Annotated in this window: 12 protein-coding genes; 3 read left to right on the forward strand and 9 right to left on the reverse strand. The window is 68.2% G+C overall.

All coding sequences use genetic code 11. The annotated features are described in order from the left end of the window. Positions 1-165: 165 nt before the first annotated feature. Positions 166-1,998, reverse strand: coding sequence for a multidrug efflux ABC transporter SmrA (smrA, locus tag NR101_RS16035; RefSeq protein ID WP_256776830.1), 1,833 nt, complete (start codon positions 1,996-1,998; stop codon positions 166-168). An 89-nt stretch (positions 1,999-2,087) separates the two neighbouring features. Beyond that, positions 2,088-3,665: a serine hydrolase gene (locus NR101_RS16040; protein WP_256776831.1), complete on the reverse strand. Its 1,578-nt coding sequence runs from the start codon at positions 3,663-3,665 to the stop codon at positions 2,088-2,090. A gap of 130 nt (positions 3,666-3,795) precedes the next feature. Here NR101_RS16040 and NR101_RS16045 point away from each other — a divergent pair, with 130 nt between their 5' ends. Both NR101_RS16045 and NR101_RS16050 read left to right on the forward strand, forming a co-directional pair. Next, positions 3,796-4,236, forward strand: coding sequence for a VOC family protein (locus NR101_RS16045; protein ID WP_256776832.1), 441 nt, complete (start codon positions 3,796-3,798; stop codon positions 4,234-4,236). Then, positions 4,233-5,051 (forward strand): DUF72 domain-containing protein, encoded by an 819-nt coding sequence (locus NR101_RS16050; RefSeq protein WP_256776833.1) that lies wholly within the window; start codon positions 4,233-4,235, stop codon positions 5,049-5,051. The genes NR101_RS16045 and NR101_RS16050 overlap by 4 nt, the downstream gene beginning before the upstream one ends. Positions 5,052-5,090: 39 nt before the next feature. Here NR101_RS16050 and NR101_RS16055 read toward each other — a convergent pair whose 3' ends face one another. After that, the gene (locus NR101_RS16055; RefSeq protein WP_256776834.1) at positions 5,091-5,750 is read right to left on the reverse strand and encodes a Pr6Pr family membrane protein; all 660 of its coding nucleotides are present in this window, start codon (positions 5,748-5,750) and stop codon (positions 5,091-5,093) included. Positions 5,751-5,827: 77 nt separating this feature from the next. On the opposite strand from NR101_RS16055, the gene NR101_RS16060 reads away from it, so the two are divergent. Then, positions 5,828-6,775, forward strand: coding sequence for a DMT family transporter (locus NR101_RS16060; protein WP_256776850.1), 948 nt, complete (start codon positions 5,828-5,830; stop codon positions 6,773-6,775). Between the two features lie 96 nt (positions 6,776-6,871). Here NR101_RS16060 and NR101_RS16065 read toward each other — a convergent pair whose 3' ends face one another. From NR101_RS16065 to NR101_RS16090, 6 genes are all read right to left on the reverse strand, one after another. After that, positions 6,872-8,032 (reverse strand): AAA family ATPase, encoded by a 1,161-nt coding sequence (locus tag NR101_RS16065; protein WP_256776835.1) that lies wholly within the window; start codon positions 8,030-8,032, stop codon positions 6,872-6,874. A 67-nt stretch (positions 8,033-8,099) separates the two neighbouring features. After that, positions 8,100-9,170 (reverse strand): sensor domain-containing diguanylate cyclase, encoded by a 1,071-nt coding sequence (locus NR101_RS16070; RefSeq protein WP_256776836.1) that lies wholly within the window; start codon positions 9,168-9,170, stop codon positions 8,100-8,102. A gap of 68 nt (positions 9,171-9,238) precedes the next feature. Beyond that, the gene (locus NR101_RS16075) at positions 9,239-9,961 is read right to left on the reverse strand and encodes a pseudouridine synthase (RefSeq protein ID WP_256776837.1); all 723 of its coding nucleotides are present in this window, start codon (positions 9,959-9,961) and stop codon (positions 9,239-9,241) included. 45 nt (positions 9,962-10,006) lie between these two features. Then, entirely contained in the window at positions 10,007-11,632 is a 1,626-nt protein-coding gene (locus tag NR101_RS16080; protein ID WP_256776838.1) for a diguanylate cyclase, read from the reverse strand. 184 nt (positions 11,633-11,816) lie between these two features. Beyond that, positions 11,817-14,159, reverse strand: a complete 2,343-nt coding sequence (locus NR101_RS16085) for an EAL domain-containing protein (protein ID WP_256777754.1) — start codon at positions 14,157-14,159, stop codon at positions 11,817-11,819. A gap of 232 nt (positions 14,160-14,391) precedes the next feature. Continuing rightward, positions 14,392-16,341: a DEAD/DEAH box helicase gene (locus tag NR101_RS16090; protein WP_256776840.1), complete on the reverse strand. Its 1,950-nt coding sequence runs from the start codon at positions 16,339-16,341 to the stop codon at positions 14,392-14,394. Positions 16,342-16,571: the final 230 nt, after the last annotated feature.

Consider the following 16,571-nt stretch of genomic DNA (forward strand, 5'->3'; position numbering starts at 1 on the left):
AAGCCAGGAGCGAGGCTTCCCTGACTTTCGGCGGTGGGTCGGGCGCTGGGCGCCCATGCCCTTGGAGGCGAAATAAAGGGGGAGGTGTCGGCCACAGGCCGACGCCGGAGGACATTCGCCGGAAAGGGCATGGGCGCCCAGCGCCTGGCCCACCGCCCCCCGGCCCTACGCGTCGGCCGCCACGAATCCACCGGTCTGCCGCGCCCACAAGCGCGCATACAGACCACCGGCGGCCACCAGTTCGGCGTGTGTACCGGTCTCCACGATCCGACCCTGGTCCATTACCACCAACCGGTCCATGCGCGCGATGGTCGACAAGCGGTGCGCGATCGCGATCACCGTCTTGCCGGCCATCAATTCGTCCAGGTTGTCCTGGATGGCCGCTTCCACTTCCGAATCCAGCGCCGAGGTCGCTTCGTCCAGCACCAGGATCGGCGCGTCCTTCAGCAGCACCCGGGCGATGGCGATACGCTGGCGCTGGCCACCGGACAGCTTGACCCCGCGCTCGCCCACGTGCGCGTCGTAGCCGGTACGTCCTTCGCCGTCGCGCAGCGTCTCGATGAACGCCTCCGCGCGCGCCTTGGCCACCGCACTGCGCAACTGCGCCTCGGTCGCATCCGGCCGGCCATACAGCAGGTTGTCGCGGATCGAGCGGTGCAGCAGCGACGTGTCCTGGGTAACCACCCCGATCTGCCGACGCAGGCTCTCCTGGGTCACGGCGGCGATGTCCTGGCCATCGATGCGGATATGCCCGCTTTCCAGGTCGTACAGACGCAGCAGCACATTGACCAAGGTCGACTTGCCCGCGCCCGACGGACCGACCAGGCCGATCTTCTCGCCCGGCTTCACGTCCAGGTTGAGCCCGGCCATCACCCCACCGGCCTTGCCGTAGTGGAAATGGATATCGTCGAAATGCACCCCGCCCCGTGCGACCTCCAGCGGCACCGCATCAGCACGGTCCTGCACGGTCAGCGGCTGGGAGATCGTGGTGATGCCATCCTGCACCGTGCCGATGTCCTCGAAGATGCCGTTGATGGTCCACATGATCCAGCCGGACATGTTGTGGATGCGGATCACCAGACCGGTGGCCAAGGTGATCGCGCCGACGCTGATGTGGCCGCCGTTCCACAGCCACAGTGCCAGCCCACAGGTGCCCACGATCAGGAAGCCGTTGACGATGGCGATGGTGACTTCCAGCCCGGTGGTGACCCGGGTCTGGCCACGATGCTTGACCGCCAGGTCCTGGATCGATTCAGCCACGTAGGCCTGCTCATGCCCGCCATGGGCGAACAGCTTCAGCGTGGGAATGTTGGTGTAGCCATCGACGATACGGCCCATCGCCTTTGAACGTGCTTCCGAGGCGATCCACGCCCGCTGTTTCGCGCGCGGTACGAAGTACCCCATGATCACCGCGTAGGCGGCCATCCACAGCCCCAGCGGAATCATCAGGCGCCAGTCGGCCTGCGCGAACAGGTACAGCGCGGTGCCGGTGTAGACGATGATGTACCAGAGCGAATCGACCATCTGCACCGCCGATTCACGCAGTGAGGTACCGGTCTGCATGACCCGGTTGGCCATGCTGCCGGCGAAGTCGTTCTGGAAGAAACTCAGGCTCTGCCGTACCACGTAGTTGTGCATCAGCCAGCGCGAGCGGTTGCTCAGCCCCGGCACGATGGCCTGGTTGACCAGCAGGCTGTGCAGCGACACCAGCACCGGCCGCGCGATCAGGGTGATGCCGGCCATCCACAACAGCGTGTTGGCATGGCGGGCGAAGAAGCCGCTGCCGGGCTGCTCGGCGACCATGTCCACGATGCGGCCAAGGAAATCGAACATCGCCACTTCCACCAGCGCCAGCAGCAGGCCGGCGATCAACGTGGCCAGCAGCACCGGCCACACCGGGCGCAGATAGTGGATGTAGAACGGCACCACCCGGCGCGGCGGCATGCGGCCGTCGAGGGGCGGAAACACCGGAATCAGCGACTCGAACCAGCGGAACATCGCAGTGCACCCAAAACATGACAGGCCGCGATTATCCCACCACGGCCTGTGTTTTTACTCGCGCCTCCATCACAGGCCGGTGGCGGTATTCAGCCCTTGGCGTCGGCCACGATCGGGACGAACAACAAGTCCTGGAAATCGAAGCTGAAATCGGTCAACGACGAGATCGCCTGCATGCGCATGTCGCGCACCTTGCCATCCGGATCCAGGCTGAAGTTGACGAACGCATCGGCGTTGAGCGAGCGGTCGTCCCAGCGCACGATGAAGGTGTCGTGCTGCCAGTGTTCCAGCGTGCCGACCAGCTGGGCGGTCTTGCCGAACCGCAGGCGCAGTTTGCCGCCGTCGCGTTCCACGAACACATCGCCATACCATGCATCGCGGTAACCGCCGGCGTAACGCGCCAACGGCAGCGACGGTTTGCTTTTGGCATCGCGCGCCGCCTGATGCGTTGCCCAGCTTTCATCGGCCTTGTCCTGCGCCTTGGCCACCGCCGCCGCATACGCCTCGACCCAGTCGGTGGGTGGCGCCTGCAGGTATGCATCGAGCACGTCCATGGTGATCGCATTGAACGCGGCGCCCACTTCCTGGTTGGTCAGCACCACGATGCCCAGCTTCTGCTCGGGCATCAGAGTCACCCGCGAGACCATGCCCGGCCAGCCGCCGGTGTGCCAGACCAGCTTCTGGCCACGGTAATCGCTCAGGCTCCAGCCTTCGCCATAACCGGCGAAGTTCGGTTTGGCCGCCGCCAGCTGCGGCACGCTCGGCTCGGCCACCACCTGCGGGGTGATCATCTGCCACATGCCCTGCTGGCTCTTGGCGCTGAACAGCGCCTGCCCGTTCTCCAGCGTGCCGTGGGCCAGCTGCACGTTCATCCAGCGCGCCATGTCGTGCACGCTGGAATAGATGCCGCCGGCGCCGGCGTTGTTGGACCAGGTCAGCGGGGCGACGGTACGCAACGTGCTGAAGTCGTACTTGGCGTGGCCGACCGCGGCGTTGTCGCCGGGCTTGAGGTGGTCGGCGTTGTAGCGGGTGCCGTCCATGCCCACCGGGGTGAAGATGTGCTGCTGCAGGAACGCGGCGTAGGACTGCCCGGAGACCTGCTCGATCACCTGCTGGGCCACCGCGTAGAGAATATTGTCGTAGGCGTAGCGGTCGCGGAAGCCGGCTTTGAGCGGCACCTTGGCCAGGCGCTGCACGACCTCCTGGTTGCTGTAGCCGGTGGTCGGCCAGAACAGCAGATCACCCGCTCCCAGACTCAGCCCGCTGCGGTGCGAGAGCAGGTCGCGGATGCGCATCTCGCCAGTAACGTAGGGATCGGACATGCGGAAGCCCGGCAGATGGTCGATCACCCGGTCGTCCATCTTCAACTTGCCCTGCTCGGCCAACAGATTCAGCGAGGTGGCGGTGAAGGCCTTGGTGTTGGACGCGATCGCAAACAGCGTATCGGCCTGCACCGGTGCCGGCTTGCCGAGTTCGCGCACGCCGTAGCCGCGTTCGAACACGACCTGGCCATCCTTGACCACCGCTACGGCGATGCCGGGCACGTCGAACTGGCTGCGGACGCGCTCGACCGTGCTGTCCAGGCGCTGCAGCTGCGCCGGTACCGCCGCCGATGCCAAAGGTGCACATGCGAGCAGCACGATGCCTCCGATCCAGGATGTGTTCAAACAGTGTCTCCAGGTGCGTGTCGCGGGGACGTTGAGGCCTGCGCGGGCCCGCTCGCCGGTTTCGCACGATGGTAACGCGCGCGCGCTCAGGCTGGCCTGTGCCAGAAGGAGGACCGCTCCGGAGACCGACATGACCGCGCCTGCCGATACCGTATCCACCGTCATTCCGTGCCTGCGCTACCGCGACGCCCGGGCGGCGATCGCCTGGCTGCAGCACGCGTTCGGGTTCGAGCCGCAGGCGGTGTATGCCGAGGGCGATACCGTCCACCATGCACAGCTGGTCTACGGCCACGGCATGATCATGCTCGGCTCGGTCGACACCACCAGCGAGTGGGGTCGGCACAGCGTGCAGCCCGATGAGGTCGGCGGTCGCCAGACCCAGAGTGCCTGTGTGATCGTGGCCGATCCGGACGCGCATTACGCGCGGGCGGTGGCCGCCGGCGCACGGGTGGTGATCGAGATCGCCGACCAGCCCTACGGCGGGCGCGGCTACGCCTGTCGTGATCCCGAAGGGTTCCTGTGGTGGTTCGGCAGCTACGATCCGTGGCGCGCCCACGCAGGCACCGCATGACGGCCGCAGCAGGGCGTATCCGCACCGGCATTGGCGGCTGGGTGTTTCCGGCCTGGCGCGGTGGCATGTTCTACCCGGCCGGGCTGCCGCAGCGCGAAGAGCTGGCCCATGCCAGTGCCGCGCTGGGCTGCATCGAGATCAACAGCACCTTCTACCGGGCGCAGAAGCCGGCCATCTATGCGCAATGGCGCGAGCAGACGCCGCCGGGCTTCCGCTTCTCTGCGAAGGCACCGCGCACCATCACCCAGACCCATGACCTGACCAGGGTGGGGCCGCGGGTGGAGGCCTTCGTCGGTGGGATCGTCGCGTTGGAAGACCGGCTGGGCCCGCTGGTGTGGCAGTTCGGTGATACCCATCCTGCCGATGCGGAGGCGTTTGACGGCTTCCTGCAGCTGCTGCCGAAGCAGGCCGATGGGCGACGCCTTCAGCATGCGCTGGAGGTGCGCAATCCGGCGGCGTGGACGCCCGAGCTAGTGACGGTGGCGCGGGCGCACAACGTGGCCTTGGTGTTCAGCGGCTCCACCGAGCATCCGAGCTTTGCCGACCCGACCGCGGATTTCGTCTATGCGCGGCTGATGCATGCGCGCGCCAACCTGCGTGCGGGCTATCCGGAACGGGCGCTGGAGCAGTGGTGCCTGCGTGCGATGCGCTGGGCGCGCGGCGAGGACAATCCGGACCTGCCCCATGTGACCGCCGAGGCAGCGTCCAGCGGTCCGCGCGAGGTCTACATGCTGTTCATCGGTGCGGCCAAGCAGCGTAATCCTGGCGCGGCGATGGCGCTGCGCGACCAGCTGGCGCGCGTAGGAGCTACATAACGCCGATCGTGGGTCGGCCTATCGACCCACCATCGATAGCTACCGCCGGGTGGATACGGCGTTGCGCGCGCCCAAGCGCGCGTCGATCCGCCACAACAACGCCCCCAGCGCGACGAACGCCAGCCCCACCACCAGCGCATAGCGCGCCACCGTGGCGGCACCGAGCGCGGCCAGGTCCAGGAACGGATACGGGTACTGCCCGCTCCAGCGCCCGACCAGCAGCGCCCACCCCAGGTAGATCGCCGGGAACAGCAGCGCCCAGCCGAGCTGGCGCCAGCGCAGGCACCCATGCGGTCCGGTCAGCCAACCCAGCAGGTACAGCCCCGGGACGATGTAATGCAGCCCTGTATCGGCCCACCACTGTGCGCCCTGCGGATGCCACAGGCCGCGCAAGACCAGCACGTAGACCAATCCGGTGATGCCGATATACAGCGCCACCGCGGCACTGGCGGCGGGCGCGGCCATGCCGTCGCGGCGCCCCCGCAGCCGTGCCAGACAGACCGCGGCCACACCGATGTTGCTGAGGATGGTGAAGTAGCCGAGCAGGCGCAGCAGCGCCTGCCCGGTGCCGGCCGTGGCGCCGACGGACTGCAACAGCAGCGCGTACTGCAGCACCAGCGCTGCGATGGCGGTGAGCCCGGTGAGCCCGGCCAGGGCCCGGGCGCGCGGGGACGGTGAGGGAATCGGTGCGCTGTTCATCGGCGCAGGATGCCATGCCGGCCTAAACGCGACGTGCATGGATCGCGGTGGCGCCCGGCTTGTCGCACAATACCGCGATGCCCATGACCGATACCCGCAGAGCGCTTCTGCAAATCCATTTCTGCGTGCTGCTGTGGGGCGTCACCGCCATCCTCGGCAAGCTGATCACCCTGCCCGCGCTGCCGTTGGTGTGGTGGCGAATGCTGCTCGTGGTGGCGATGCTGGCGTTGCTGCCACGGGTGTGGCGCGGGCTGCGGCAGCTGTCGCCGACACTGTTTGCAGGCTACTGCGGCATCGGCGCGCTGGTCGCGCTGCACTGGCTGACCTTCTACGGCGCGGTGAAACTGGCCAATGCCTCGGTGGCGGCCACCTGCATCGCGCTGGCACCGGTGTTCACCTCGGTGATCGAGCCGTGGGTGGCCAGGCGCCCGTTCCAGCTGCGCGAGCTCGCCTTCGGCGTCGCGGTGCTGCCCGGCGTGGCGCTGGTGGTGGGCGGGGTTCCGCATGGCATGCGCCTGGGCGTACTGATTGGTGCCCTGTCGGCGCTGCTGGTGGCGGTGTTCGGCTCGCTCAACAAGCGCATGGTCAGTCACGCCGACCCGCTTACCGTGACCGCGCTGGAACTCGGCGCTGGCACGCTCACCCTGACCCTGCTGGCGCCGGCGCTGCCGTTCCTGCTGCCGGCGCTGGCCAGCCCGCTGTGGGTGATCCCGGACCTGCACGATGGCCTGCTGCTGCTGACCCTGGCCGGGCTGTGCACGCTGCTGCCATTCGCGCTGGCGCTGGTCGCGCTGCGCCACATCAGTGCCTACACCTCGCAGCTGGTGACCAACCTCGAACCGGTCTACGCGATCGTGCTGGCGATGGTGTTGCTCAGCGAGCAGCGCGAACTGACCCCCCTGTTCTATGCCGGCGTGGCAATCATCGTCGGCGCGGTGTTCCTGCATCCCCTGTTGAACCGCCGCAAGCCGGTCCAGCATCCGGAGATCCTGGCTACCGCCGAGGCGCGCAACATCGCCGATTGACCGGCACAAGGCGCACCGGCCAGCAGTCCGGTACCAGCTGTGATGGCCGACCAACGGTCGCTACCGCATGCGAATGGCCCGGCCGACGATCGGCGCTTACCGCGATGGCCAGTACCAGGCCGGCGCATCCAGCAGGCCCTGTCCGACCACGCGGGTCTGGCTGAGTTCCTTGTGCAGGCGGATGCACGCACACGCCGGGTCTTCCTGCAGCGCCGCGATCAGGCGGCTGGCGTGCGACACCACCCACAACTGGCTGCGCGTTGACGCGGCAATGATCAACCGCGCCAGCGCCGGCAGCAGGTCCGGGTGCAGGCTGGTCTCCGGTTCGTTGAGCACCATCAGCGGCGGCGGGCGCGGGGTATGCAACGCCGCAATCAGCAGCAGATAGCGCAGCGTGCCGTCGGACAGTTCAGCCGCCGACAACGGCCGCAGCAGCCCGGGCTGCTGGAACTTCAGGTGCAGCCGGCCTTCGTGCGGTTCGATCAACACCTGCGCACCGGGAAACGCATCGTCGAGCGAGCGCGCCAAGGCCTGCGGATCGCCGATCTCCACGATGGTCTGCCAGGCCGCCGCCAGGTCATGGCCGTCGTGGCTGAGCACCGGCGTGCGCGTGGCCAGCGGCGCCTGCCGCGCCGGTGCGTGCGGATCGCTGCGGAAATGATCGTAGAAACGCCAGCCGCGGATCGATTCGCGCAGGGCCAGCACCTCGGGCATGCGCTGCGGATCGGCCAGTTGGGTGAACAGGCTTTCGAATACCGACAGGTGCTCGTCCACCACCTCCCACTGCCGGCCGTTCCTGCGCCGCACCAGCGCGCCGCGTCGCTCGACCAGCGCGTTGGCGCTGCGCAGGAATGGCCCGGCCCAGACACTCTCGCATTTGATCTGCGGGTCCAGGTCGAACATCGACCTGCTGCCCACCGGTAGCCCCAGGTCGATCGCATATCCGAAATCGGCAGCCGCAAACCCGAGCCGCAGCGCGACCGATGGCGCGTGCGCCTGGCCCTGCACGGGGATCTCGCCCCGTACCATGCGCGGGTCGATGCGGCTGGGCCCAGCCCACAGCGCCGAGCCCAGCCCGCCCTCGCGCGCCAGCGCGGCGGCAACGCCGCCCTGCGCGGTCTCGGCCAGCAGGCGCAGCGCGCGGTAGAGGCTGGATTTGCCGCTGCCGTTGTCACCGGTGACCAGGTTGAGCCGTCCCATCGGCACGACCAGATCGTACAGGGAGCGGTAGTTGGCGATGGCCAGGGTCTGCAGCATGGCAAGGGCGGTGGCAGGCGGGACACCAGCATGCCAGCGCCGCGTCGCAGCGCCTGCGAATGCGCCCTCAGTCGGCGCGCAGCACCCGGTTGCGGCCCTGATGCTTGGCCTGGTAGAGCGCCGCGTCGGCGCGGGCCAGGGTCTGCTCCACCGTGTCGCCGTGGCGGTGGGCGGCCACGCCGATGCTGATCGTCAGCGGGATGCCCAGCGGCAGGTCGGCCACGGCCATGCGCAGGACATCGCACTGCAGCTCGGCGGTGGCCAGCGCGGTGTCGGGCATCAGCACCACGAACTCCTCGCCGCCAAAGCGCGCCGCCAGCCCCTGCCCGGCGAAGTGCGCGCGCAGCAGCCGGGCCAGTTCGGCCAGCACGTGGTCGCCGGTGGCGTGGCCGTAGAGATCGTTGACGCGCTTGAAATGGTCGATGTCCAGCAGGGCCACCGCGGTCTGCCGTGGCTGGCCGTCGGCATCGCAGACCGCCGCCGTCAGCGCGGCGCTCATCGCGCGGCGGTTGGGCAGTCCGGTCAGCGGGTCGGTGCGGCTCTGCTCGGCCAGGTCCGCATTCTGCTGTTCAAGCAGGTTGTTGTATTCGCCCAGGCGCTGTTCGTACCACGCGCGGTCGCGCATGTGCTGCTGGATCTCGTGCGCGTAGCGGCGCAGTTCCATCACCAGCGAGACCTGCCGGGACAGCGCGGCCAAGGCCTTGGCCTGCTCCGGGCGCAGCTGCCCAGGGCTGGCGTCGAACACGCACAACGTCCCCAGCGGCAATCCATCGAAGCTGAGCAACGGTGCACCGGCGTAGAAGCGCACGTGCGGGTCGTCCACCACCAGCGGGTTGTCGTGGAAGCGCGGATCCTGCAATGCATCCTCGACCACCATCACCTGGTCCGGTTGCAGGATGGCGTGGCCACAGAAGGAGATATCGCGACTGGCCTCGCTGGCGTCCACCGCCCGCCGCGCCTTGAACCACTGGCGGTCCCGGTCCACCAGCGTCACCGCCCCCATGGCGGTGCCACACAAGGCCGTGGCAATGGTCACCAGATCCTCGAACGACCGTTCACTGGGCGTATCCAAGATCTGGTAGCGCTGCAGCGCCAGCAGGCGCTGTTCTTCGTTCTCCGGCTTGGACGGCTTGATCATCGGGGCAGGCGTGGTGGTGTTCCCGCGCAGTCTAGCCCCGCTGCGGCGTCATCGCGTGACGCACGGCATCACCACTCCAGCTGCTTGGGCAGCAGGCCTTTGAGCTCGGCGTCGGTCAGATTGCGCCACTGGCCCGGCTTGAGCGCACCGAGCTTGATGTTGTCGATGCGCACGCGGCGCAGCTGGGTAACGCGGTAGTCGAAGGCGGCGGCCATCAGGCGGATCTGCCGGTTCAGGCCTTGCTGCAGGGTGATGCGGAAACCGAACTTGGCCAGCTTGCTGGTGCGGCACGGCAGCGTGGTTTCGTCGCGGATGCGCACGCCGCGCGCCATGCCGCGCAGGAATTCGTCGGTGATCGGCTTGTTCACCGCCACCATGTATTCCTTCTGGTGGCCGTTCTCGGCACGCAGGATCTGGTTGACGATGTTGCCGTTGCTGGTCAGCAGGATCAGGCCTTCGGAATCCTTGTCCAGGCGGCCCACCGGGAAGATGCGCTGCTCGTGGCCGACGAACTCGACGATGTTGCCCTTGACCGAGGTTTCGGTGGTGCAGGTGATGCCCACCGGCTTGTTCAGCGCGATGTAGACGTGTTTGCGGCCACCGGCCTTTTTCGCTTCGCGGGCGCGCAGCGGTTGGCCGTCGACCAGGACCACGTCGCCTTCGCCGACCACCGCACCGGTGCCGGCCGGATGGCCGTTGACGGTGACACGGCGCTCGCCGATCAGGCGGTCGGCTTCGCGACGGGAACAGAAGCCGGTATCGGCGATGTGCTTGTTGAGTCGAATAGTCATGGGCCCATTATCCGGCAAACCCGGCCCGCGCAGGGCGATGGCGACTCATGCCGTCATCGGAGCGGCGGCCGGGGTGGCCTGCTCGGCGTCATAGACCTGGTTGCGGCCGGCGCGCTTGGCGCAGTACATGGCATGGTCGGCGCGGCGCAGCAGCGAGGGCAGGTCGTCGCCGTCGCCGCGCATCGCCGCCAGGCCGATGCTGGCCGATACGTTCAGGCCCGGGATGGCCAGGATCGCGGTGACCGCGTGCACCTGCAGGCGCACGATTTCCAGCCGGGCCAGGGCGCTGGCGCGGCTGGCGCCGGGCAGCAGCACCAGGAACTCCTCCCCGCCCATGCGGATCACATCATCGCGGTTGCGGACCGAGTCGCGCAGGTTGCGCGCCACCGCCACCAGCACCTGGTCGCCCACCTCGTGGCCATACTGGTCGTTGATGTCCTTGAACAGGTCGATGTCCAGGAAGCCGATCGCCAGCGGCTGTTCGTCCTGGCGCGCGCGTTCCAGGTACTGCGCCAGCAGGCGCAGGCCGGCGCGGCGATTGGGCAGCCCGGTCAGCGGGTCGGTGTCGGCCAACTGGCGCATTTCATCGCGCTGCTGGCGCAGGCGGCCCAGGCGCAGGTTCAGCGCATAGGCGGACATCATCAGGAACCAGGTGGCGGCCAGCTGCAGCGTTTCGATCCGGTAGGCCACCAGCCACTGCGCATGCAGCGCATCGGCGATGATCATGATCCACCACGGTGCCAGCGCGCTCAGCCCGGCCAGGGCGTAGCGGTCGCGTCGCAGCAGCGCCCACACGCCCACCCCCAGGCACACCGCGCAGCCCAGCAGATACAGGTCTTCCAGCGCGGCCGCCCACCAGGTCAGCGCGGCCAGGCCCATCCACGGCACGCACAGACCCACCACCACCAGTGTCCACAGCACGGCCTGCTGGACGCCACGCGAGCGTGGCCACAGCCGGTCGCCCCCGTTGAGCCGCCACAGCACCGGCAGCAGCATCGCCTCGGTGAACGCGCTCAGCGCCACCAGCCACCACGAGGACCGGTCGCCCACCGGCAGCCACGGCTCGGGATAGCCGCTGAGGCCCCCCAGCACCGCCTGCCACAGCACGAACACCAGGCACACGCCCACGTAGATCAGGAAGGAACGGTCCTTGGCGGTGACATAGCCGATCAACGCCGACAGCGCCAGCGCGATCGCCACCGCGATACAGGCCGCGCGCACCAGCAGCCGTGCGGTGTCGTTCTGCTGCACCGGGCTGGGCGCGCCGAGCTGCACCGTGGGGATCCAGCGCGGTTTGAGCGGCGTGGCCCAGGACACCACGATAGGTTCGTGCTCACCCGCCTTGGGCACCACCACCATGCCCACCCCGGCGCGGAAGCGCGAATCGCGGGTGCGCGCGTCGTGCATGCTGCCGCAGATCTGGCGGTCGCCATGGCTGATCCGTACTTCGCCCGAGAACACGCCGAACACGTCCACCGCCTGCGGTTCGCCCGACCAGCCTTGCGGCGGAGCAGGGACCGCCAGCACCTGCTGGTGCCGCGCCAGGACGTCGGCCGAACAGGCGCGTTGCGGCGTGCGTTCGGCGGTGGCCGCCCCCAGCAGCAGCACGTCAGTGCCGGCCCGGGCCGGCGCGTTGGGAACTGCGCTGGCGGCAGCGAGCGCCGGCGGCACCAGCCAAGCCAGCAGCAGCGTTACTGCATGTTTGCCAACGAACCTGCCAAGCCAGTGCCCCACACGCCTGCCCGCCCATCGATGTTGCCGCCACGCACGCCGCGTGACGCCCCTGGCCGGGATTATCGCAAGTTCCCGGCCACTTCCCCCTCCCCGCCGTTCAGCCGGGCCGTCGGCCCAACGCTCAGGGCGCGCCGCTGCGGCGGTCGGCTGCCACGCCGCTCCGCGCCGGCCATAACGCGGGCTGGGTCATCCGCTCCAGCGCCATCGGCCGTTCGATCGCATAGCCCTGCAGCCCATCCACGCCGAGCACCTGCAGCTGCTCGGCAACCTCGTCCGATTCGACCCACTCGGCAATCACGGTCATGTGCAGCTCGCGGCCGATCTCGGTGATCGCGCGTACCGCCGCGCGGCTGACCGGATCGATATCCATGTCGCGCACGAACACGCCGTCGATCTTGAGCATGTCCGCCGGCAACTGACGCAGGTAGCTGAAGGAGGACAGGCCTGAGCCGAAGTCGTCCAATGCGACCCGGCAACCCCGCGCCTTGACCGCTTCGATGAAGTTGCGTGCCTGGGCCAGGTTGCTGATCGCCGCCGTCTCGGTGACCTCGAAGCACAGCTTGCGGGCGAGGCCGCGATTGCGCTCGAGCAGATCGCAGACAAAGGCCAGGAAGCTGGGTTCGGTGATCGACTGCGCCGACACGTTGACGTTGCACAGGCCCAGCCGCTGCACGTGTGCCGGGCACACCTGCAGGTGGCGGAACAACAGTCCCAGCACATGCCGGTCCAGCGCCATGCCCATGCCGTAGCGCTCGACGGCGGGCATGAAGTCGCCCGGCATCTGCAGCACCCCTTCGGGGCTGCGCATGCGCACCAGCACTTCGTAATGCAGGTACGCCGGATCGCCGACCCGCTCGATGCGCTGCGCGTAGAGCAGCATGCGGTTCTCGGCGATCGCACTGGAGACCCGCGCCAGGCGTTCGGCTTCCAGCCGCCGTTCCTCCAGCGCCGGGCGGCTTTCGTTGTAGCAGTGCACACGGTTGCGCCCGGCCTCCTTGGCCGCATAGCAGGCACTGTCGGCCGCGCTCATCAGCCAGTTCACGTCCACCGTCTCGTCGGTGACTTCCACCAGGCCGATGCTGCAGCTCAGCCGCGGCGACCCTTCGCCGTGCTGGAAGCTGGCCTGGCCGAGGTTGCGGACGATCCGCTGCAGCACCTGCTTGGCTTCCTCCTGGCCGGCATTGGCCAGGAACAGGGCGAATTCGTCCCCACCCATGCGCCCGACCCAGTCGCCCTCGCGCACCGCCCCGACCAGGTAGTCGGCGAAGCTGTGCAGCAGCTGGTCGCCGGCGGCGTGGCCAAGTCCGTCGTTGACCAGCTTGAAGTAGTCCAGGTCGAGATAGCACAGGCTGTGCACGCCGCCGTGGCTGCGCACGTCGATGAGCGCCTGTTCGAGCAGGCGTTCGATCTCGCGGCGGTTGATCAGCCCGGTCAGCGGATCGTGGCTGGCATGGTGTTCGACCTCACGCGCCAGCGCATGGTTCTGCGAGACGTCCTCGACGATGGCAAATACGGCCGGCTCGCGCCCGGGCGTGCGCACGACGGTGCCGCTCCAGCGCCCCCACATCAGCCCGCCATCGGCACGCCGGAAGCGCAGCTCGCCGGGGCGCAGCTGGCGTATCCAGTCGATGCATCCCTGCGCATCCAGCACCAGTTCGCCTTCCACCAGCAGATCCTGCAGCGGCATCCCGAGCATCGACTCACGGCGGTGGTCGAGGATGTCGGCCATCGCCTGGTTGGCTTCCAGTACCCCGCCGGCATGGTCGAGTTTGAGCATGCCGACGGTGGCCTGGTAGAAGGCGGCGCGGAAACGTCCCTCCTGCTCCAGCAGATCACGCCGCACCCGTCGCGACAGCAGCACCGCCACCAGCGTGATCAGCAGCACCGACAAGCCGCCCACCAGCAGCGTGGTCATGCGCACGACCGAGGCGGTGCGCAGCAACGACGCCGAAAATGCCTTCGCCTGCGCCTGCAGGCTACGATCCAGCAAGTGCAGGTGGTCCAGCAGCGCCTGCCGCTGCGGTCCGGTGCCGCCGCCATTGGCGTGCATCGCCGCCGCGCGGTCGGCGATCTGCACCAGCTGCTGCAGCCCTGCATCGGTCTGCCGCCACAGCCGCACCGCGTCGCGGAAGTAACTCATCCGGCCCAGGTAACGGAACGATACGATCAGGCGGTTGATGTCGCCCGGCGCGTTGCCGCCCTGCACGAAACCGCGGCGCGCCGCCGCCAGGTCCGGATCGGCCTGTTCCAGCGCCCGCCGCGCAGCCAGATCGCCCAGCGGCACCGCCCAGGCCGTGCGCGCTTCGGCCAGGTCGGCCGGGTCTCCCGAGTTGATGTAGCGGCCAAGCGCGAAGCTGGCCTGCTGCTGGCTCCGCGACCAGTGGCTCTGGCCGACGATCCACGCCGTCGAGGCGGCCTGCAATTCCTGGATCAGCGCGGAAATGCCCACCAGCCCGATCGCCATGCCGGTCAGCAGAACAAAGCGCAGGGTCAGGCCCCGCGTCAGATACGGTACCGCCGTTGCACCAACATCCCTGCCAGTTGCCAGCATCGCGGATCCCCCCGGAGCCATGGAGTGAGTGTCAAGCCCGATGAAGTCAGGGACTCAGGCTAGAGCGGGCAATGTTGAGGCGGTGCGAAACCCGGAAACGACAACGCCAGCCCGGGGGCTGGCGTTGTCTGGACCGCGGGGGCGATCAGGCGTTGCGCGGACCACGCGGCTTGAAGCCGTCACGACGCGGCGGACGGTCGTTGCCGCCCGGGCCGCTGCGCGGACCACCCGGGCCACCCGGGCCGCGCGGCTTGCCGCCGAACTTCGGCTTGAACGCCGGACGCGGCGACGGGGTCAGGTCTTCACCCGGCTCCACCTTGCGCATCTGAAGCTGCTGGCCGGAGACCCACACCTTCTTCAGGTGGGTCAGCAGGTCCTGCGGCATTTCCGCCGGCAGGTCCAGCACCGAGAAGTCGTCATGGATGTCGATGCGGCCGATGAAGCGGCTTTCCAGCCCGGCTTCATTGGCGATCGCGCCGACGATGTTGCCCGGCTTCACGCCGTGCACGTGGCCCACTTCGATGCGGAAGGTTTCCATGCCCGGCTCGGCGGCACCACGCGGGGCGATGTCACGGCGCGGGGCGCGCTCGACGCCGCCGTCGCTGTTGCCGAAGTCGCCTTCCGGACGCGGCGGACGCGGGCCACGGTCGTCTTCACGACGCGGGCCACGCTCGAAGCGCGGTTCGAAACGGGCCGGACGCTCGCCACGGTCGTTGCCGCGTTCGTTGCGCTGCTGCGGGGCACGTTCTTCGCGCGCACCACGCACCGGCGGGGTCAGCAGGAACGGCGAATCGCCCTGCAGCAACTTGGCCAGCGCGGCGGCGATCTCGATCGCCGGCACGTTCTTCTCGCCTTCCAGGCGCTGCAGCAGGTCGCGGTAGAACTCGGTGCCACCGGCATCGAGCACGTCGCTGATGCGGCTCATGAACTTGGTGATGCGGGTATCGTTGACCGCGTCCACGCTCGGCAACTGCATCTCTTCGATCGGCTGCCGGGTAGCGCGCTCGATCGCACGCAGCATCCCCTTTTCGCGCGGGGTGGCGAACAGGATCGCATCACCGGTGCGGCCGGCACGGCCGGTACGGCCGATGCGGTGCACGTAGCTTTCGGTGTCGTACGGGATGTCATAGTTCAGCACGTGGCTGATGCGTTCCACGTCCAGGCCACGGGCGGCCACGTCGGTGGCGACCAGGATGTCCAGCTTGCCTTCCTTCAGCATGCCGATGGTGCGCTCGCGCTGGGCCTGCTGCATGTCGCCGTTGATGGCGGCTGCGGCCAGGCCACGGGCCTGCAGCTTCTCGGCGAGTTCTTCGGTGGCGGCCTTGGTCCGCGAGAAGATGATCATCGCGTCGAACGGTTCCACTTCCAGGATGCGGGTCAGCGCGTCCAGCTTGTGCATGCCGCTCACCCACCAGTAGCGCTGGCGGATGTTGGCCGAGGTGGTCGTCTTGCTGACGATGGTCACTTCGGCCGGGTTCTTCAGGTAGGTCTGGGCGATGCGGCGGATCTGCGACGGCATGGTGGCCGAGAACAGAGCGACCTGGCGGGTTTCCGGCAGCTTCTTCAGCACCGCTTCGACGTCGTCGATGAAGCCCATGCGCAGCATTTCATCGGCTTCGTCCAGCACCAGGGTCTTCAGTTCGGACAGGTCCAGGGTGCCGCGCTCGAGGTGATCGATCACCCGGCCCGGCGTACCGACGATGACGTGCACGCCACGACGCAGGGCCGACAGCTGCTGACCGTAGGGCTGGCCGCCGTAAACGGGCAGCACGCGGAAACCGGGGATGCCCGAGGAGTAGGTCTGGAACGCCTCGGCAACCTGGATGGCCAGTTCGCGGGTCGGCGCCAGCACCAGCACCTGCGGCTTGGTCTGGTTGAAATCGAGGTTGGACAGCACCGGCAGCGCGAAGGCGGCGGTCTTGCCGGTACCGGTCTGGGCCTGGCCCAGCACGTCACGGCCTTCCAGCATGGCCGGAATGGTGGCGGCCTGGATCGGCGACGGGGTTTCATAACCGACGGTGGCGACGGCTTGCATCACAGCGTCGGACAGGCCGAGATCTGCGAACAGCAGCGGCGCGGGGGATTCTTGGGACATGGGAAACTCCGAAACACTGCCGTTTCAAGCGGCAGTGAGATAAAAAAGGGGGATGGTCCGCGCTTTGGGCGCCCTTTCTTATCGCGTGCCCTAGCGCTGCTCGGTCGGAGGAGAATTCACTCGCTCAGGGGGCGATGATACCGCATTGTTCCTGAACAACGCGTACAGATTTCCGTATGCATGCCCTTCTGCAGCGTGCTGGCGCACAATACGCGCCCTCTTCCGGCCCG

This window comes from Stenotrophomonas sp. Ste86, from assembly GCF_024519465.1.
Classification (GTDB): Bacteria; Pseudomonadota; Gammaproteobacteria; order Xanthomonadales; family Xanthomonadaceae; genus Stenotrophomonas.